Annotated in this window: 13 protein-coding genes and 3 pseudogenes; 5 read left to right on the forward strand and 11 right to left on the reverse strand. The window is 68.1% G+C overall.

Annotated features, from left to right (window positions below):
* Positions 1-43: 43 nt before the first annotated feature.
* Both AC07OA_RS00555 and AC07OA_RS00560 read right to left on the reverse strand, forming a co-directional pair.
* The gene (locus AC07OA_RS00555) at positions 44-1,270 is read right to left on the reverse strand and encodes a phage major capsid protein (protein ID WP_494661808.1); all 1,227 of its coding nucleotides are present in this window, start codon (positions 1,268-1,270) and stop codon (positions 44-46) included.
* Positions 1,271-1,504: 234 nt separating this feature from the next.
* Positions 1,505-1,708: a hypothetical protein gene (locus tag AC07OA_RS00560; RefSeq protein WP_494661809.1), complete on the reverse strand. Its 204-nt coding sequence runs from the start codon at positions 1,706-1,708 to the stop codon at positions 1,505-1,507.
* 174 nt (positions 1,709-1,882) lie between these two features.
* Between AC07OA_RS00560 and AC07OA_RS00565 the strand changes: the two genes are divergently transcribed.
* On the forward strand, positions 1,883-2,446 hold the full coding sequence (locus AC07OA_RS00565; protein ID WP_494661810.1) for a hypothetical protein: 564 nt from the start codon (positions 1,883-1,885) through the stop codon (positions 2,444-2,446).
* Positions 2,447-2,633: 187 nt separating this feature from the next.
* Here AC07OA_RS00565 and AC07OA_RS00570 read toward each other — a convergent pair whose 3' ends face one another.
* The 3 genes and pseudogenes from AC07OA_RS00570 to AC07OA_RS00580 form a co-directional block, all read right to left on the reverse strand.
* On the reverse strand, positions 2,634-3,077 hold the full coding sequence (locus AC07OA_RS00570) for an HK97 family phage prohead protease (RefSeq protein WP_494661811.1): 444 nt from the start codon (positions 3,075-3,077) through the stop codon (positions 2,634-2,636).
* A complete protein-coding gene (locus tag AC07OA_RS00575) occupies positions 3,070-3,321 on the reverse strand; it encodes a hypothetical protein (RefSeq protein WP_494661812.1) in 252 nt (83 codons plus the stop codon). The genes AC07OA_RS00570 and AC07OA_RS00575 overlap by 8 nt, the downstream gene beginning before the upstream one ends.
* 154 nt (positions 3,322-3,475) lie before the next feature.
* Positions 3,476-4,775: pseudogene (locus AC07OA_RS00580) on the reverse strand (phage portal protein).
* A 23-nt stretch (positions 4,776-4,798) separates the two neighbouring features.
* Here AC07OA_RS00580 and AC07OA_RS00585 point away from each other — a divergent pair.
* Complete coding sequence (locus AC07OA_RS00585) at positions 4,799-5,161, forward strand: endonuclease domain-containing protein (RefSeq protein ID WP_494661813.1); 363 nt, start codon at positions 4,799-4,801, stop codon at positions 5,159-5,161.
* Positions 5,162-5,270: 109 nt separating this feature from the next.
* Here the strand turns inward: AC07OA_RS00585 and AC07OA_RS00590 are convergent.
* Positions 5,271-6,413: pseudogene (locus tag AC07OA_RS00590) on the reverse strand (DNA-packaging protein); the annotation flags it as partial.
* Positions 6,406-6,867: a hypothetical protein gene (locus tag AC07OA_RS00595; protein WP_494661814.1), complete on the reverse strand. Its 462-nt coding sequence runs from the start codon at positions 6,865-6,867 to the stop codon at positions 6,406-6,408. The pseudogene AC07OA_RS00590 and the gene AC07OA_RS00595, both read right to left, overlap by 8 nt.
* A 224-nt stretch (positions 6,868-7,091) precedes the next feature.
* On the opposite strand from AC07OA_RS00595, the gene AC07OA_RS00600 reads away from it, so the two are divergent.
* Complete coding sequence (locus AC07OA_RS00600; protein WP_494661815.1) at positions 7,092-7,496, forward strand: DUF7674 family protein; 405 nt, start codon at positions 7,092-7,094, stop codon at positions 7,494-7,496.
* 345 nt (positions 7,497-7,841) lie between these two features.
* Positions 7,842-8,807: a sugar phosphate isomerase/epimerase family protein gene (locus AC07OA_RS00605; RefSeq protein WP_494661816.1), complete on the forward strand. Its 966-nt coding sequence runs from the start codon at positions 7,842-7,844 to the stop codon at positions 8,805-8,807.
* 176 nt (positions 8,808-8,983) lie between these two features.
* Here the strand turns inward: AC07OA_RS00605 and AC07OA_RS00610 are convergent, their stop codons facing one another.
* The 3 genes and pseudogenes from AC07OA_RS00610 to AC07OA_RS00620 form a co-directional block, all read right to left on the reverse strand.
* Entirely contained in the window at positions 8,984-9,682 is a 699-nt protein-coding gene (locus AC07OA_RS00610) for a DUF3313 family protein (RefSeq protein WP_494661817.1), read from the reverse strand.
* Positions 9,683-9,839: 157 nt separating this feature from the next.
* A pseudogene (locus AC07OA_RS00615) lies at positions 9,840-9,923 on the reverse strand (hypothetical protein); the annotation flags it as partial.
* Between the two features lie 3 nt (positions 9,924-9,926).
* A complete protein-coding gene (locus tag AC07OA_RS00620) occupies positions 9,927-10,412 on the reverse strand; it encodes a YcgN family cysteine cluster protein (protein WP_494661818.1) in 486 nt (161 codons plus the stop codon).
* Between the two features lie 66 nt (positions 10,413-10,478).
* Between AC07OA_RS00620 and pbpC the strand changes: the two genes are divergently transcribed.
* Positions 10,479-12,629, forward strand: coding sequence for a multimodular transpeptidase-transglycosylase PbpC (pbpC, locus tag AC07OA_RS00625; protein WP_494661819.1), 2,151 nt, complete (start codon positions 10,479-10,481; stop codon positions 12,627-12,629).
* On the opposite strand, the gene AC07OA_RS00630 is transcribed toward pbpC, so the two are convergent.
* Entirely contained in the window at positions 12,626-15,427 is a 2,802-nt protein-coding gene (locus AC07OA_RS00630) for a P-loop NTPase fold protein (protein ID WP_494661820.1), read from the reverse strand. The two genes, pbpC and AC07OA_RS00630, sit on opposite strands and share 4 nt — an antisense overlap.
* Between the last annotated feature and the right edge of the window lie 465 nt (positions 15,428-15,892).

The following is a 15,892-nucleotide window of genomic DNA, read 5'->3' on the forward strand; positions in this document are numbered from 1 at the left end:
GACAGACCGCGCAGCGGTCAGGTGGGGGCAAGTGGGTCGCGCCTTACGAGACCGCGAACTTCAGCAGCTTGATCGCGTCGAAGTTCTGCACCCCGCCGCCGACCCGCTTGGTGGTGTAGAACAGCACGTGCGGCTTGGCCGAATAGGGGTCGCGCAGCACCCGCACGCCGGCGCGGTCGACGATCAGGTAGCCCTTCTCGAAGTCGCCGAACGCGATGGCCATGGCGTTGGCCGCGACGTCGGGCATGGCCTCGATCTCGGTCACCGGATAGCCCAGCAGCGAAGCCGACTGCCCCGGCTGCAGGGCCGCGTTCCAGATGTAGTTGCCCTGGGCGTCCTTGAACTTCCTCACGGCGCTGACCGTGCGGCGGTTCATCACGAAGCGGCCGTTCTGGCGGTACTGGGTCTTGGCCGCGTAGATCAGGTCGATCAACTTGTCGGTGGGGTTCGACGCCGGCCAGGCCCCCGCCACGCCGGTGGCCAGATAGCCGACCTGGCCCCAGGTGGCCGTGGCGTCGGCGGCGGCGGTGTAGGCCAGCAGGCCCTTGGGCTTGTTGACCCCGTCGCCGCTGATGAAGGCCGAGGTCTCCTGGGCGGCGAAGGCGTCCTGCACTTCTTCCGCCAGCCACTCGTCGATGTTGACATAGGCGTCGTCGAGCAGGGCCTGGGTGGCGGCCGGGCTGGCATAGAGCTCGCCGGCCGGGAAGTCGATCACGTCCAGGGTCGGGGCCGTGGTCTCCGGACGCGACGCGGTCTCGGCCACCCAGCTGGCGGCCAGGCCCGCGGTCGAGACCGGCTTGCGGAAGGTCCCGGCGCCGATGGTGCGCACCTGGCAGATGTCGCGCATCGGCGAGGCGGCGGCCAGGCGGCGCAGGATCTGCCGCTCCAGCTCGGCCGGGGCCACATAGCCGCCGGCCGTGGCCACGCCTTCCGACAGGCCCTTGGCTTCCAGCAGCAGGCCGGGGGTCTCGCCGGTCTTGATGTAGCGGTCGAAGGCGGCCTTGCGCTCGTCGACACGCGCCAGCGGCGCGTCACCGCCAATGGAAGGCCGCCGCGCGTCGCTCAGCACGCGGTCCAGCCGCGCCTGGGCGCTGGAGACGGCCTCGTCGATGCGGGCGACCTTCTCCTCCAGCAGGACGTCGGCGCGCTTGGTCTCCAGCGCGGCCAGGCGCTGATCGTTGGCGGCCTTGAAGCCCTCGAACGCGGCCAGCACCTCGTGCAGCGCCGCCCGGGCCTCGGGCGAGGCCGCGGCCTGTTTGGTTTCCTTCATGGGGATCTCCGAAAAGGCCCCTCCCCCGCGATGGGGGAGGGGTTGGGGTGGGGGTGGACGCGGCGCGTCCGACCCATTGTCGGGCGGGGGGTGGCGTTGAACCGCCGAAGACACCCCCAACCCCGGCCCTTCCCCCATCGAGGGGGAAGGGAGATTTCGTCAGCCAGCCGCCGTCGCGGCCGCGCCCCAGGCGCGTCCGTGCGGAAGGTCAGCCGTATCGAAAGTCGCGCCGCCTCAGGCGGCCGCGAACGCCGTCCAGGCCACGCCGGCGGCCAAGGCCAGGCCCGCGATCCAGGCCAGCACCTGGAACAGCCGCCGCAGCGGCCGCCCCCTCGCCCGGGTCCCGATCAGCAGGAACACCAGCACCACCGCCAGCAACAGCAAAGGCGTCAGGCCAAGGCCCAGGGCGAACTCGGGACGGTCGCTGAAATCCTGCAAGGCGAGAGGCTCCGAGAAGAGTGGCCACGATCCTAGACCGGGCGGCGTGCAGTCGCGATGCAGGCCACGTCAAACCCGCTTCAGCCGCGCGCCCGGGAGCTTCGAGAAGGTGGTAAGTGCCTGCGACAATAGGCCAGCTCAGAGCTGTTCGCGATTTGACCAGGACCGCCAAAGATGAAAGCCTCACCTAAACACAACGGGGAGGCGATCATGGGTTTAAGTTTCTTTGATCTGAATGAAGCCACACGAACAGCGATGCTCGCAGAGATCGACGCGGACGCAAACGGGGCAGGCTTCTATACGAGCAACTACCTTACGAGCGAAGGTGGAGCATCGTGGCCAGGCCTCTTAAGAGCCGCTGCCGAAACTGGGAACGACGATAGCCTCGCGGCCTCGCTCGGAGCCGCCAGAGCCTTCAAGCAGCAGGTCGAGCGCAAAAAGCCCAGTGGAGGCTTCACAATGGCGAACGTTCCAGTGACCGCCGCCCAGACGCTCGCGGAAAGCCAATTCAATATGTATTTCATGCGGGGACTTGCGCTTCGGGCGCTCGCTGAAGGAAAGCGCCTAGAAGTCTATAGAGCAAAGCAAACAATGAATCCTCGCCCGGAATCCGAGCAAATGATTGGAACCAATCTCGATCCACAACAGGTTCTCGACGTGCTTCGACGTACGAAAGGCGTGGAGCCGGAAATCGGTATACCCATGCCAAATTCGGGGCTTAGCATCCGGTTAGCTTAGCACTAAACGGCCATCGTCGTCGCAAATGTACGAAAACATATAGTCCTCAACTTCCATGATGAAAATGTGAGGAGCGTCGGCGATGGCCAAGCCATACTTTCTACAGAGCACATTGAAGTCCGCTAAGAAGGCCCTCGCGTTCTCCTCGATGGTACGCATACCGTCACCCATCTGCGCATTGATCATGTTATCTCCAATCCGTACGTTGCATTGAAGGTGCTCTAAGCCGCGCGCCCGGCAGCATCGGGAAGGTGACGATCGACACCTCCCACAGCTCCACTTCAGTCAGCACACGCAGCCGTCCCGTCTCGTCCGGCCGGGCCTTCACGGCGCGGAAGCCGATGGAGAGACCGTCCAGCGCCCCGGCCTCGACCAGGGCGGCGACCAGGCGGCCTCGGGGCGTGGTGCGCAGGATGCGGCCGCGCACGTAGAGGCCCGAGGCGTCCTCGGCGATCTCGTCCCAGACGCCGACGGGCTCGGCGTCGTCGTGCTGGTGCAGCATCTTCACCCCGCCCGGACCGGTGCGGGCCAGGGTAGCGGCGAAGGCCCCGGCGGCGGCGACGTCGTCGTTGAGGTCGCGGGTCCAGAAGAGGCTGGCATGGCCTTCGATGGGCAGGTCGTCTTCAGTCATGTCGGTCTCCGTCCAGCTTGCTCTCGATCCGGGCCAGCGAGGCCCGCGTCGCGTCGGCCTGGGTCTCCAGGCGCGCCAGGCGCTCGGCGACCGGGGCCTGGGCGTCGAGGCGCTGGCGCAGGTCGTCGATCCGCGCCGAGGCCCGCCCGGCCCACATCAGGGCGGCGGCCGCCTGCAGGGCCACGGCGACCAGCAGGCCGATGGAAACCTGGCGGTCCAGCCGCCAGCGGGTGTTGGTGGTCATGGGAAGTCTCCGTCTTCGGCGCGGCTCCGCCCCCTATGGGGGCGGACAGACCGCGAAGCGGTCAGGTGGGGGCAAGCGGGGAGGCAGTGCGCGCCGACTTGCCCCCTCCGCGCCTTCGGCGCTCCTCCCCCATAGGGGGAAGAGCCACGCCGGTTCAGCCCTCCAACCCCGCCAGCCGCCGCCGCTCGGCGTCGGTGAGGAAACTGGCCGCCTCCAGCCGCGCCCACAACGCATCCCGCTCGGCCGACAGGGCCGGCACGGCGTCCAGGTCGCAGGCCACGCGGGCGCCGGGGAACTTGGGCTCCAGCCACACCGACAGAGCCCGCGCCGCCCGCTCGGCCAGGGGCGCGATCGTGTGGCGCCAGAAGGCGGCGTTGGCCTCGCGATAGTTGGCGTAGGTGGCGTCGCCGGGGATTCCCAGCAGCTGGGGCGGCACGCCGAAGGCCAGGGCGATCTCGCGGGCGGCGGCGTGCTTGCCGGCGATGAAGTCCATGTCGGCGGGGCTCAGCGACATCGGCCGCCAGTCCAGCCCGCCCTCCAGCAGCAGCGGCCGGCCGGCGTTGGCCGAGCCCGCGTGGGCGTCGGAGAGCTCGGCCTTCAGCCGCTCGAACTGCTCGGCGCTGAGCCGGTCGCCGGCCTCGCGGCTGGCATAGACCAGGGCGCCGGACGGGCGGGCCGAATTGTCCAGCAGGGCCTTGTTCCAGGCGCCCGAGGCGTTGTGGACGTCGATGGCGAAGGCGGCGGCCTCCAGCGGCGAGAAGCCGTAGTGGTCGTCGGTGGGGTTGAAGAGTTTCAGGTGCAGCACCGGCAGCCAGCCCGAGGCGTCGCGCCCGATCCGGGCGGTGCGGCCGGCGACCTGGTAGTCGTAGGCCTGGGGCCAGCCGCGCGGGCCGGGCACCACGGTCATGCGGTCGGGACGGAGGGCGTAGAGCTCGGTGGGGGCGCCGTCGGGTCCGGCGGCTTCCAGGTAGCCGTTCCCCGCCACCTGCAGATGGCCGAAGAACGCCTCCATCAGATCGGCCCCGCCCTGTTCGGGATTGGGCGCCTGGAGAAGCCGCCGCAGCGGATGGTCGTCGGCCCGCTGGCCGCCGACGAACACCGCCAGCGGCACGGCGGCGGCGGCCTCAGCGATCATCCGCACGCAGCGATAGGCCACGGCGTTCCTGGCGAAGCCTTCGGAGGCCAGGGCGCCGTAGTCGCGCGGCGTCCAGCGGGGCCGCCCGGCCGTGGTCAGGGCGATGAGACGCGCGGCGCGGGAGTCCTTGGTCTCCGGCGGGCGGGGTTTGAACAGGGGCATGTGGGGGCTCGCGGAGGTTGAGAACGAATAGGGAACATGTTAGGGGGTGAGAGGCAGACAAAAAAAGGAAGACCCCCCTCAGTCGCTCCGCGACAGCTCCCCCAGAGGGGGAGCATTGCGCCGCGTAAATCCTCCCCCTCTGGGGGAGGTGGCCCAGAGGGCCGGAGGGGGTCTGCTGAGGTGGAGGCGAAACTGGACGCGCCGCGACGCACGAAGGTTTTGGCGAAGCGGCTAAGACGCGAGCTTTCACTGCCGGAGGTTCTGCTTTGGCTCGGCTTGAAAGCGGGTCGTCTCGAAGGTCTTCATTTCCGGAAGCAGCATCCGATCGGGCCCTACGTACTCGACTTCTACTGCGACGAAGCAAAACTCGCGGTCGAGGTGGACGGCGAATCCCATGGCTTCGGCGATCGGCCACGTCAGGACGCCATTCGGGACGACTGGATGATCCGGCAGGGGATCAGGACGTTGAGGATTCCAGCCATCGAAGTGTTGGAATCCGTGGATGGCTCGCTGGCCACGATCCTTTCGGAAGCACGGCGCTGACCCCCCTCCGGCCCTCTGGGCCACCTCCCCCAGAGGGGGAGGATTTACCGCGCTCGGATGCTCCCCCTCGGGGGGAAGCTGTCGCGGAGCGACTGAAGGGGGCAAGTGGCTACAACACCCTCAACCTCGGCCGCCGCCCCACCCCCAGCATCAGCTCGCTCAGCGCCCAGACCAGCGCATCCGCCCGGTCCGGACTGTGATCCAGATCCCCCGAGCCCAGGGCCATCAGCTCCTCCTCCAGAGCCGGAAAGGCTCCGCAGTGGACGACGCGGCCCTGCTCGTAGAGGGCCGCCACCGGCTCGGCCCGGGCGCGTTTGCCGACCGAGGCGCGGACCAGTTTCACCGGGCACGGCGGGTCGGCCTGGGCCAGGACGGTGCGGACCATGTCGCCGCCCTGGTTGGCCTCGGCGACAAGCGCGTCGGCGTTCCAGGAGGCGGCGGCTTCGACCGCGCGGCGGGCCCAGGCGTTGGGCGAGAGGCCGCGCGCGGTGCGGTCGGCCAGGACGAACGCCCGGTCGCCCGACCGGCCGCAAACCACGATCCCGCAGGCGTCGCCCGTAGCGGTGGCCGGCGGATCGACCGCTACCACCACCCGGTCGAAACCGGCCGGCGGCGCGCCCCGGCAGCGGGCCAGGTCCTCGGCGCGGAACAAGCCGCCCTCGCCCTCGACGATCAGGCCGTCCAGCTCCTGGGCCGCCAGACGGGTGCCGCCGTAGAGGCTCTGCAGCGTGGACAGGAACGCCGGCGCCAGGTGGTCGGCGTTGGCGCTGGTGGGCGCGCGGGTGTGGACCGCGCCCGGCTCGGCGATCAGGTTTCGCAGGGCCCGGATCGGCCGGGGCGTGGTGGTGACCACCAGGCGCGGATCGGTCCCCAGGCGCAGGCCGAAGCGCAGCATGGCCAGGGTCTCGGCGGGCTTGGGCCAGGCGCAGAACTCGTCGGCCCAGGCGGCGTGGAACTGGGGTCCGCGCAGGGCGTCGGGGTCCTCGGCCGAGAAGGCCTGGGCGACGGCGCCGTTGTCGAACAGCAGGCGACGACGGGTGACTTCCCATCGAGGGCGCGCCCCCACGGGATAGAGGCTCTTGATGCCCGAAGGCCCCTCGATCATCACCTCGCGCACGTCGTGGAAGGTGGGGCCGACGAGGGCGAAGCGCCCGCCCTTCTGGGCCTCCTCCTTGATCCAGGCGGCGCCCGCGAAGGTCTTGCCCGCACCGCGTCCACCCAGAAACAGCCAGGTCGTCCAGGGATCAGACGGCGGGCTCTGATGCTCCGCCGGCGGCTTCCATGCCGCCTGGCAGCGCACGATCCGCTGGAAGGGCGCCGCTTCCTCCCATTTGCTTAGATTCTCGGGCGGCTCGAGCAGCATCCAGTCTGCGGCGGAGATCGGCGTGAAGTTCCGCCATCCGCTCGGGGGTTCGACCAGAGTCGTCATCCATTTCGGTCTCCAGCTTGGCGTCGATGTCGTTCTCGTTGGCGGCCAGGGCCTTCAGCGCCTTGGCGGCGGCAGCGTTGGCCGCATCGGTCACGCCCTTGCGGCTGGCCGCCAGGGCCCCGCTGACCCGGCGGCTGGAAAGGCCCGCGCCGGCGATCAGCTTGCTGAGCTCGGCCGGCGAAGTCTGCTCGGCGCCGCGCTTGATCCGATCGACATTGAAGGTCTGCAGGTCGGCCAGGACGGCGTCGCTGTCTCGGATCCGTTCTTCGGGGCTCATCTCGCTTCTCCCGGCCATGACACAAAGATACGGGAGCAGCGGGCGCCGCCGATAACTTAGCTCGAGAAAGTTTAGAGCTTTGATTTCGCTCAGGTCCGCCGGCTATTCGCGGGGGATAGACGGCGCTCTATCCCCGTCAGGGGTGGTCGGGGACTAGCCTTCATGTCTGGTTTCGACCCAAATCGGACCTTTGGTCACTTCCGTGCCTAGGCTAACGTCGTCGCATGGACAGTTTCGCGCTCGTAGATCAGTTGGTTCGGGATGTTCCCGGCCTTGCACCGATGCTCGCAGAACACATAGCTGACTATGATGAGGTGCTTCCCCATGTTTTCTTTGGCGAACTAACTCCCTTTCTAATCGGTCTCAAGGATGGCTCGGACACAGATCGGACTGTTCTTGTCCAAACACTGTCCTTGCTGGAAAAGGCGTGGAAGGAAGGCGATGAGTCAGCCACCAACGTAATCTCTGTCAGCTTCATCGAGAACCTGCAGGGGCGTGGACAGCTCAGAGCGATGCAGGCGTTCTTTGGTCCAGCATTGTCGAGTTGGGCTGCCCGTTTTGAAAACTCGCGACCCCACACATGGCGTGCCGGATGGCGCGGAAAACTTCTGGGAAGGTTGCGGTCGTGATGACCGGACTTCCAACATCCCCCCAGCTCACATCCCGAGCGGCCGCTTGGCACAAGCCCGCATCCGCCCCGGATGGGGCCACGCCCTGAAGCCTTGGTGGATCGGAGCTCTGTCGTCTGGCCGTGTCAATGACGACGCGTCGCGTCGCCGCGACGCGGCCGCCGGAGGCGGTCATTGACACGGCCAGACGACAGAGCAGGCTCGCCTCCAAGGTTTCAAGGCGCGGCCTCGCCGCTGCGGACGGAGGTCGGGAGGGGCTGGGCTTTACGGCCCGCGCGCACCTGGCCTCGACGCCGCGTCCTATCGATGCATAGTCCCCGGCCAGGACACACCAGGGAGGACGTCATGGCTGGACTATCGCGGCGCGGACTGATGGGCGCAGGGGCTGCCGGTCTGGGCGCCCTGGCCTTGCCGGGCATCGGTTCGGCGACCGCCCAGCCCTTCTTCGCCCGCACCGGCCTGCCCGTCGGCCTGCAGCTCTACACCCTGGCCGACCAGGCCCAGGCGGACCTGGAGGGCACGCTGAAGGCCGTGGCCGACATCGGCTTCAAGAGCATCGAGTTGGCCGGCTATGCGGGCCGCACGCCGGCCCAGCTGCGGGCGGCCATGGAGGCGGTGGGGCTGGTCACGCCCAGCGCCCACGTGCAGGTCCAGGCCCGGGGCGGCGAGTCCAGCCTGGACGGCGACCTGTCGCGCCTGGCCGACGAGGCCCACGTGCTGGGCGTGAAGACCATTGTCATGCCGATCTTCTACGCCCCCGAACGCTTCGAGATGAAGCCCCGGGCCGGCGAGGCGTTCGGCCAGCTCCTGGGCCGGATCGGCGCGGCCATGACCGCCGACGACTGGAAGTTCAACGCCGACTTCCTCAACGCCAAGGGCGCGGTGCTGGCGAAGTCGGGACTGAAGCTGGCCTACCACAACCACAACGTCGAGTTCTCGCCGCTGGAGAAGGGCGGCAACGGCTACCAGATCCTGCTGGCCGGCACCGACCCGGCCCTGGTCAGTTTCGAGATGGACGCCGGCTGGGTGGCCGCCGCCGGCCAGGACCCGTTCGCCCTGCTGAAGGCCCATCCGCACCGGTTCACGGCCATGCACGTCAAGGACATCAAGGCCTCGACCAAGCCCAACTTCGTCTTCGAGCAGGACCCCACCGAGGTGGGCTCGGGCATGATCGACTGGAAGCGCCTGCTGCCGGCGGCCCATGCGGCCGGGGTGCGGGATTTCTTCGTGGAGCAGGAACCGCCCTTCGCCCATTCGCGGCTGGAGTCGGTGGGGATCAGCTACGGGTACCTGTCGAAGCTGGTGGCCTAAGGAGCTTTCCCAGCACGGGACGCCCCCTCCGTCACGAGGCTGCGCCTCGCGCCACCTCCCCCGCTTCGCGGGTGAGGAGGAAGCCGCGCGAACCTTCTCCTCCCCCGTGAAACGGGGGAGGTGTCCGCGTAGCGGACGGAGGGGGCGTCCCGCGCGGGGATGGGCGGATCAAGCCCTCACTTCCCTCCCGCCGTCCCCGCGATCGGCGACAGCGCCTTCAGCTCGTCCAGGCCCTTCACGCTGTTCTTGGCCCAGGTCTTCATCTGCATCTCGAAGTCGGCGCGGTTGGAGACGCGGTTGCGCCATTCCATGGTGAAGTCGTCGATGGTGCGGCTGTCGACGGCCCGGCCCAGGAGCGCGCCGGTCTGGGAGTCGCGCGCCTCGACCACCAGGGTGGCCCCGCCCGCGTCGCGGCTGTAGCTGCGCATCATCACCGCGGTGTCGACGTCCGGGGCGGTGACGGTGATGTCGACCAGGCCCGTGCGCACCCGCAGCACGTCGGGGCCGGCCTCGGTGACCACCGGATAGCCGCCGTCGGCATAGGCCTTCTGGAGAATCTGCGCCGCGCCCTTGCGGCCCTCGTCGGCCATGCGCTGCAGGTCCTTGTCGCTGAGCTGGTTGCCCAGGGTGGCCGCGTCGCTGTTGTAGTCGCGCTTCCAGTTCTTCTGGAACGCGATCTCGGTCGGGTCGAGCATGACCTTCGTGTAGCCGCGGAAGTCGGCGCCGGGGCGCAGATAGACCAGCTGGAACTTCTTGGCCTTGACCTTGACCAGCCCGTCCCACTCGGCCGGCGCCTTGGCGGCCAGGGCGGGTTCGGCGGCGGCCGCGGCGGCGAAGCCCGCCAGGGCCAGAAGGGTGAAACGGCGTCTGTCCATCGTCGGCCTCCGGAAGCTTGTCCGGCGTGGACGATCCGGCCTGGGCCGGGGGGAGTCTATCAGGGGGAATCCTAGGTTTCGGGCCGGCGGAAGGGGATACGGCGCGGGACGCCCCCTCCGTCGGGCTTCGCCCGCCACCTCCCCCGCTTCGCAAGGGAGGAGAGGATCGCCGCGGCGTCCTCCTCACCCGTGAAACGGGGGAGGTGGCGCGATGCGGATACGCATCGTGACGGAGGGGGCGTCTCTACCCTTCCGGCTCCCACGGCCACTCGCCCTTGTCTTCCATCAGGTCGGTCGCCACGAAGTCCAGGGCGTCCTCCGGGTCTTCAAAGCTGAGCTCCGACACCGTCTGGTCGCGCACCGAGACGCCGGCCTTGTGGGTGCTGTCCGGATCGCCGGTGACCAGCGGGTGCCAGGCCGGCAGGGTCTTGCCCTCGTGCAACCGGCGATAGGCGCAGGAGGCCGGCATCCACTCCAGGTCCTCGATGTTGTGCGGCGTCAGCTTGATGCAGTCTGGGACCGTCTTCCTGCGGTTGGGATAGTCCTTGCAGGCGCAGCGGTGCTCGTCGAACAGCTGGCAGTGCACCCTGGTTGGGATGATCTCGCCGGTATCTTCGTCTTCGAAGCGAACCAGGCAGCAAAGGCCGCAGCCATCGCATAGACTCTCCCACTCGGGGACGGTCATCTGGTTTAGGGACTTCGTCTCCCAGAAAGGTTTGCGCGCCATCATCGCGGCGTCCTAAACCCAAACCGTCCTCACCACAAACGGGGGACCAAACGCGACCGTGGGGCCGACTTGAACGACTGGACGCTGCCGCCCTACCGCTTCGAAGACAAGCCGGCGGGCCAGGAGCCCGCGCGGCCGCCGGAATTCGGCTCTGCTCCACCCCCGCCTCCCCCGCCCGAGCCCCCTCGCCAGCCGCCGCCGGAAGAGCCCTTCCGCGCTGATTTGAAGCACGCCAAGGCCAAGAAAAGCCGCTGGATCTGGTGGACGCTGGGGATCGTGGTGCTGCTGGGCCTGGCTGCGGCCGCCTCGGGCGCCGGCTATGTCTGGTGGAAGTACCTGCGCGACACCCCCACCCTGCCGTCGCGGGAAGCCCTGTTCGCCGTCAACCGCGCCCCGGGCATCCGCTTCGAGGACCGCAACGGCCAGGTGATCGCCACGCGCGGCCCGCGCTATGGCCAGCGCATCACCCTGGCGGGCGTGCCCAACTACGTGCCCCTGGCCTTCATGGCCGCCGAGGACCGGCGGTTCTACAAGCACGGGGCCATCGACCTCTACGGCATCGCCCGCGCGGCCTATGTGAACCACCGCGCCGGCCGCACCAGGCAAGGCGCCTCGACCCTCTCGCAGCAGCTGGCCAAGGGCCTGTTCCTGACGCCCGACCGCACGGTCAAGCGCAAGCTGCAGGAAATGCTGATGGCCCATCGCCTGGAGCAGGTCCTGACCAAGGACGAGGTGCTGGAGCTGTACCTCAACCGCGTGTTCTTCGGTGCCAACACCTTCGGGGTGGACGGCGCCAGCCGCACCTATTTCGGCAAGCCGGCCAGCCAGCTGACCCTGTCGGAAGCCGCCCTGCTGGCGAGCCTCCCCAAGGCCCCCTCGCGCCTGGCCCTGACCCGCGACATGAGCGGGGCCCTGGCCCGCTCGCGCCTGGTCCTGGCCAATATGCGCAAGGAGGGCTGGATCACCCCCGAGCAGGAGAGCCGGGCCCTGGACGACACGCCGCGCCTGTCGCCCTTGGCCATCCAGGACGAGGGCGACTACGGCTGGGTGCTGGACTACGCCACCAGCGAGGCCGTGCGCATCGCCGGCCAGAACGCCCCCGATCTGGTCGTGCGGCTGACCATCGATCCGCGCCTGCAGCACGTGGGCGTGGAGACCGTGCGCCAGGCCATCGCCGTCGGCGGCGAGAACGCCGGGGCCCGCCAGGCGGCCCTGCTGTCGCTGTCGGCCGACGGGGCCATCCGGGCCATGGTGGGCGGGACCGACTATATCGAGAGCCCGTTCAACCGCGCCGTCCAGGCCCGCCGCCAGCCGGGCTCCAGCTTCAAGCCCTTCATCTACGCCGCCGCCCTGGAGAAGGGGGTGCTGCCCACCGACATCCGCGTGGACGGCCCCGTGCAGTTCGGCGACTGGAAACCGGCCAATTACGAGGCCGGCTATCGCGGTCCGATGACCGTGCAGGACGCCCTGACCAACTCGGTCAACACCATCGCCGTCAAGCTGGCCCAGGAAGCCGGCGGCCCGGCCATCGGCGACCTGGTGCGCCGCTTCGGGATCACCTCCCTGCCCTCCAACCCCGACCTGTCGGTGGCCCTGGGCGCCTACGAGGTGAACCTGCTGCAGATGACCAGCGGCTATCAGGTGTTCCAGCAGGGCGGCAATCGGATCGCGCCCTATGTGATCGAGAGCATCGCCACCCAGGACGGCCGGCCGATCTTCACCCACACCGTCCCCGCGCCCGGAGACGCGCCGACCAGCGTCTACGACATCTCCAAGGCCAGCATGATGGTCAAGATGATGAAGAAGGTGGTCGAGGTCGGCACCGCCCGGCGCGCGGCCTTCGGCTGGCCGGCGGCGGGCAAGACCGGCACCAGCCAGAACTGGCGCGACGCCTGGTTCGTGGGCTTCACGGCCGACTACGTCACCGGCGTCTGGGTGGGCAACGACGACGACAAGCCGATGAACAAGGTGGTGGGCGGCGACATTCCGGCCAGCATCTGGCGCCGCTACATGCTGGCCGCCCACGAGGGCTTGGCCGTGCGCGACTTCCCCTGGCTGCTGCCCGACCCGGCGCCGCTATCCTCGCCCGATCCCCGCAACGGGTATTACGAGATGCTGTCGTCGGAGTTCGCGCGGGCGGCTTCGGAGCTGGAGCCGGTGGAGACGCCGGACGCGGTGGCGCCGGGGGCGGCTCCGGCGCCGGAGCAGCTGCCGTATTAGGGGGAACCTCGCGCCTCGCCGTCCGGCTTTGGGGTGTCCAACGGCGCCGGCGGGTTGTGGAGCGGCGTGAGCAGGGCAAGCTCGCTGATGATCTTGGCGTCCAGGCCACTCACCAAGCCCTTCAGGCGCGGCTCGCCTAGGATGCGGGCAAAGGCCATCTCCGTCGCCGCCAACGAGCCCGGTAAGCGCACGCCCTCGGTCGCCTTCTGTTCCAGCCACGCGCGCGGCGTGGGGTCGTTCAGAGCGTCGGCCATCTCGGGATAGGCGGCGAGCAGGCGCCACGTGATCGGCCATTCGTTCATCAGGATCAGCCAGCGCGCCAGCTGCGTCCGGCGATCTCCGGTCAGAGCGAAGCCATGCCCGCCGGCCGCCGCTTCATAGAGGGCGATGGCGTTGAGGATTCGCTTCACCTGGCGGGGATTGATCGGCAGCCAAGGCGCGACCTCTCGCAACCGCTCGGCGGCGCGGATATCCTCCTCGGGCGCCCCCGCCGCGAGCAGAGCCCCCTCCTCCTGCAGTAGCTGCTCGAAGGCTTCCTCGGCCTTTTCGGTGACCTCGGCCTCGGTCCAGGCGCGCCCGACCTCGGCGGGCAATCCTCGGATGATCTCTCTGGCCTCCCGCAGATAGTCGCCAGCCTCGCCGAGGTTCCGCTTCGCCGACCGCCGAAGCGCTTCAGGACTGAGCGCATGCTGGGATGAGGCCTGCCGGCGGATGGCTGCGCGCAGGGCCTTGGTCGCGGACTGTGTGGCCGGGGACTGTCCGTGCCCCCGCCGAAGCACCTCGTTCACATAGGCGGCGTGCCGGTCGGCGCTCACGCCCGGTAGAAGGAACGACATCTGAATCGCCTTCTCCGCGAACCGCGCGCCGAGCGATTGCTCCAAGCCCGCGCCGGACCTGGCCATCTTTTCGTATTCCACCTCGAAGGCCCGCTCGATCCACTCCCGATCGCCCAGCACCAGGAAGACGATGCGCGGGCTCCTGAGGATCGTCTGCATGCCCCGGACGAGGTCGACGATCACCGACGGCCGACAACGGTCCAGGTCGTCGACCACCACCAGCACGGGGCGGCGTATCCGCCTCAGGGTCGCCGTGAAGTGCCGGCGGAAGCGTTCGAGGGGATCGCCGCGTCCTAGACCGAGGCGCTCGGCCAGAGGGTCCTCGCCCGGAGCGGCCGTCTCCAGCACGAGAGTGACTGCCGACTGCAGGCCGGCCAGCAGGGCGACGCCGGCGAGAATGCCGCCGAAGAGATTGCCCAGATTGAAGGCCATCGTTGGCGGCTTGGCTGCGGACGAGCCGGCATCGGACGTGGCTGCTATCGCGGCCGGCGCCTGTTTCGAGGCCTGAGCGGGCGGCGGTGTCGGACGTATGACCTCGCCCTGCATCAGGCCCCAGACCAGCACGCCTGATAGCAGGAAGGCCATCAGCGGCAGCATCAGTCGCCACGTGAAGAGACGCCACCCCAGCTCCTGAAGCCAGAGATAGCCCCAGCGCCCGACGCGCTCGCCCCCCGAAGGCGGGCTCGTGGGGCCGTCATCCAGGGGTAGCGGCTTGTCCCCCTCGCTGCGGATCGCGCTAAAGCAGCTCTTGCGGATCGCCTGGTAGAAGGTCCACCACGGCGGGGCGCAGTGCTCCAGCCTCCAGGCGTTGTATTCCACCACAATCCAGGGCCGGCGGTGGTTCTCATCGGTGACGCTCCGGCGGTCGGCGGGCAGGAAGGCGGCCCGTAGGTCGGCGCCCTTCGGGAAGAGATCGCGCAGAAATGACGCGGGCCGCGCGCCGAAACCCGAAGGGTTCAGCGCCCGCATGACGAAGTTGGCGAAGGTGGTCTTTCCCCCGCCCCACGGGGAGTCCAGATGGGCGACGAAAGAACCGCCGGAGGTGGATGCCCCCTCGGCATTGAGCGTGCGCCAGATGGAGTGGAGACGCCGCGCGAAGACCACCGCCAGGACTCCCCTGCCGAAGGCATCCCTTTCCACCTCGGCGTCGTCGGAGACGAAATCCTGGTCTGGCGCGCGGGGGTCCGAAAACGGTCGGGGATGTTGAAATTCGAAATTCCCATGGGTCGCACCATGAACCACGAGGCGCTGACCGGCTTTTCCGGCTTTGGCGACAAGGAACGGTGCTTCGACGCCGAAGTCACGGGCGCGAGCACCGATCGCTTTCGCCATGAAATCGGTATCCACCACCTCCTCACCGGATCGCGACATCACTTCGACAAAGGCGCGCGCCAGGGGACTGGGGGAGAACCGTTCCTCCTCCTCGACATCACAATCGGCGACGGCGGCCAAGGTCATCCGTCCCGCGTTCAAGGCCGGCGGCAGCAACGCCCCCTCTGGAAAGGGAGAAGTGTTCGCCCGGCCCAGATCGAATAACAGCACCTGCTTTTGTGGGGTCGTAATCAGCGTTCGCACGATTGCCGTCAAATCCAACGTGGTGTCGCCACCCCGGCTGGTGCTTTCGACCACGACGTTCACCTCGTCCTTGTCGAACACCGCAAGGCCGCAGACATAGAGAACCGCGATGTTGCCGGGATGCGACCGAACATCCGTCAGCCATTCTCTGTAGACCTGACGGATCGTGGACGTGCCGCCACGGTCCGTCGACGAGACCTTTCGAACCACGCTGATCGGAGCGTCCGGGTTGTGATGACTCTTGTCCAACCACGTGGCGACAGCATCGGCAGAGGCTTCCGCCGAAAAGGGCAACCATCGCCGGAATTCGGCAATGGGCGGAACGGTGATGATCAGGACGTGCGTCCGTGGCCCGTGTTCGCCTGCGTCTTCATCGGCTTCGGCCACGTGTCCCGCCCCCGAGGTGATGGCGGGCCATGGTCACATATCGTCGCTAAAAAGCCAGTGTGACTTCGACCTTGGCGTTAGTTACCGAGAAGCTCGCCACAATAGCGCGCTTGTTCTCCGTCGCCGATGTCGGCCCGCACCCACTCCCCTGACAAACCGCCTGAGACGCCCCCTCCGTGCACTCACACATATCGTTTATCGATCTCGAAATATCGACTTTCAATGAGCAACGTTATAATAATTACAGGTCGGTAAGGATTCGCGCCAAATCACCAGGTTCTTTGAACCCCATTACCTGTAGTTGAGCTTAGATATCGGCGATCTCTATGCGTCACATTTCGTGCCAGACATCATAAAGTCAGATTCTCGCCGCAATCATCTCCCCGCCGTTGCTTTGATGTGACAGTTAGTCGACATATTGATTACATAACGGCGTGCGCGATTGACGCTCGTTTTTGCCGGCGC

This window comes from Caulobacter sp. GW821-FHT09B08 (genome assembly GCF_059418225.1).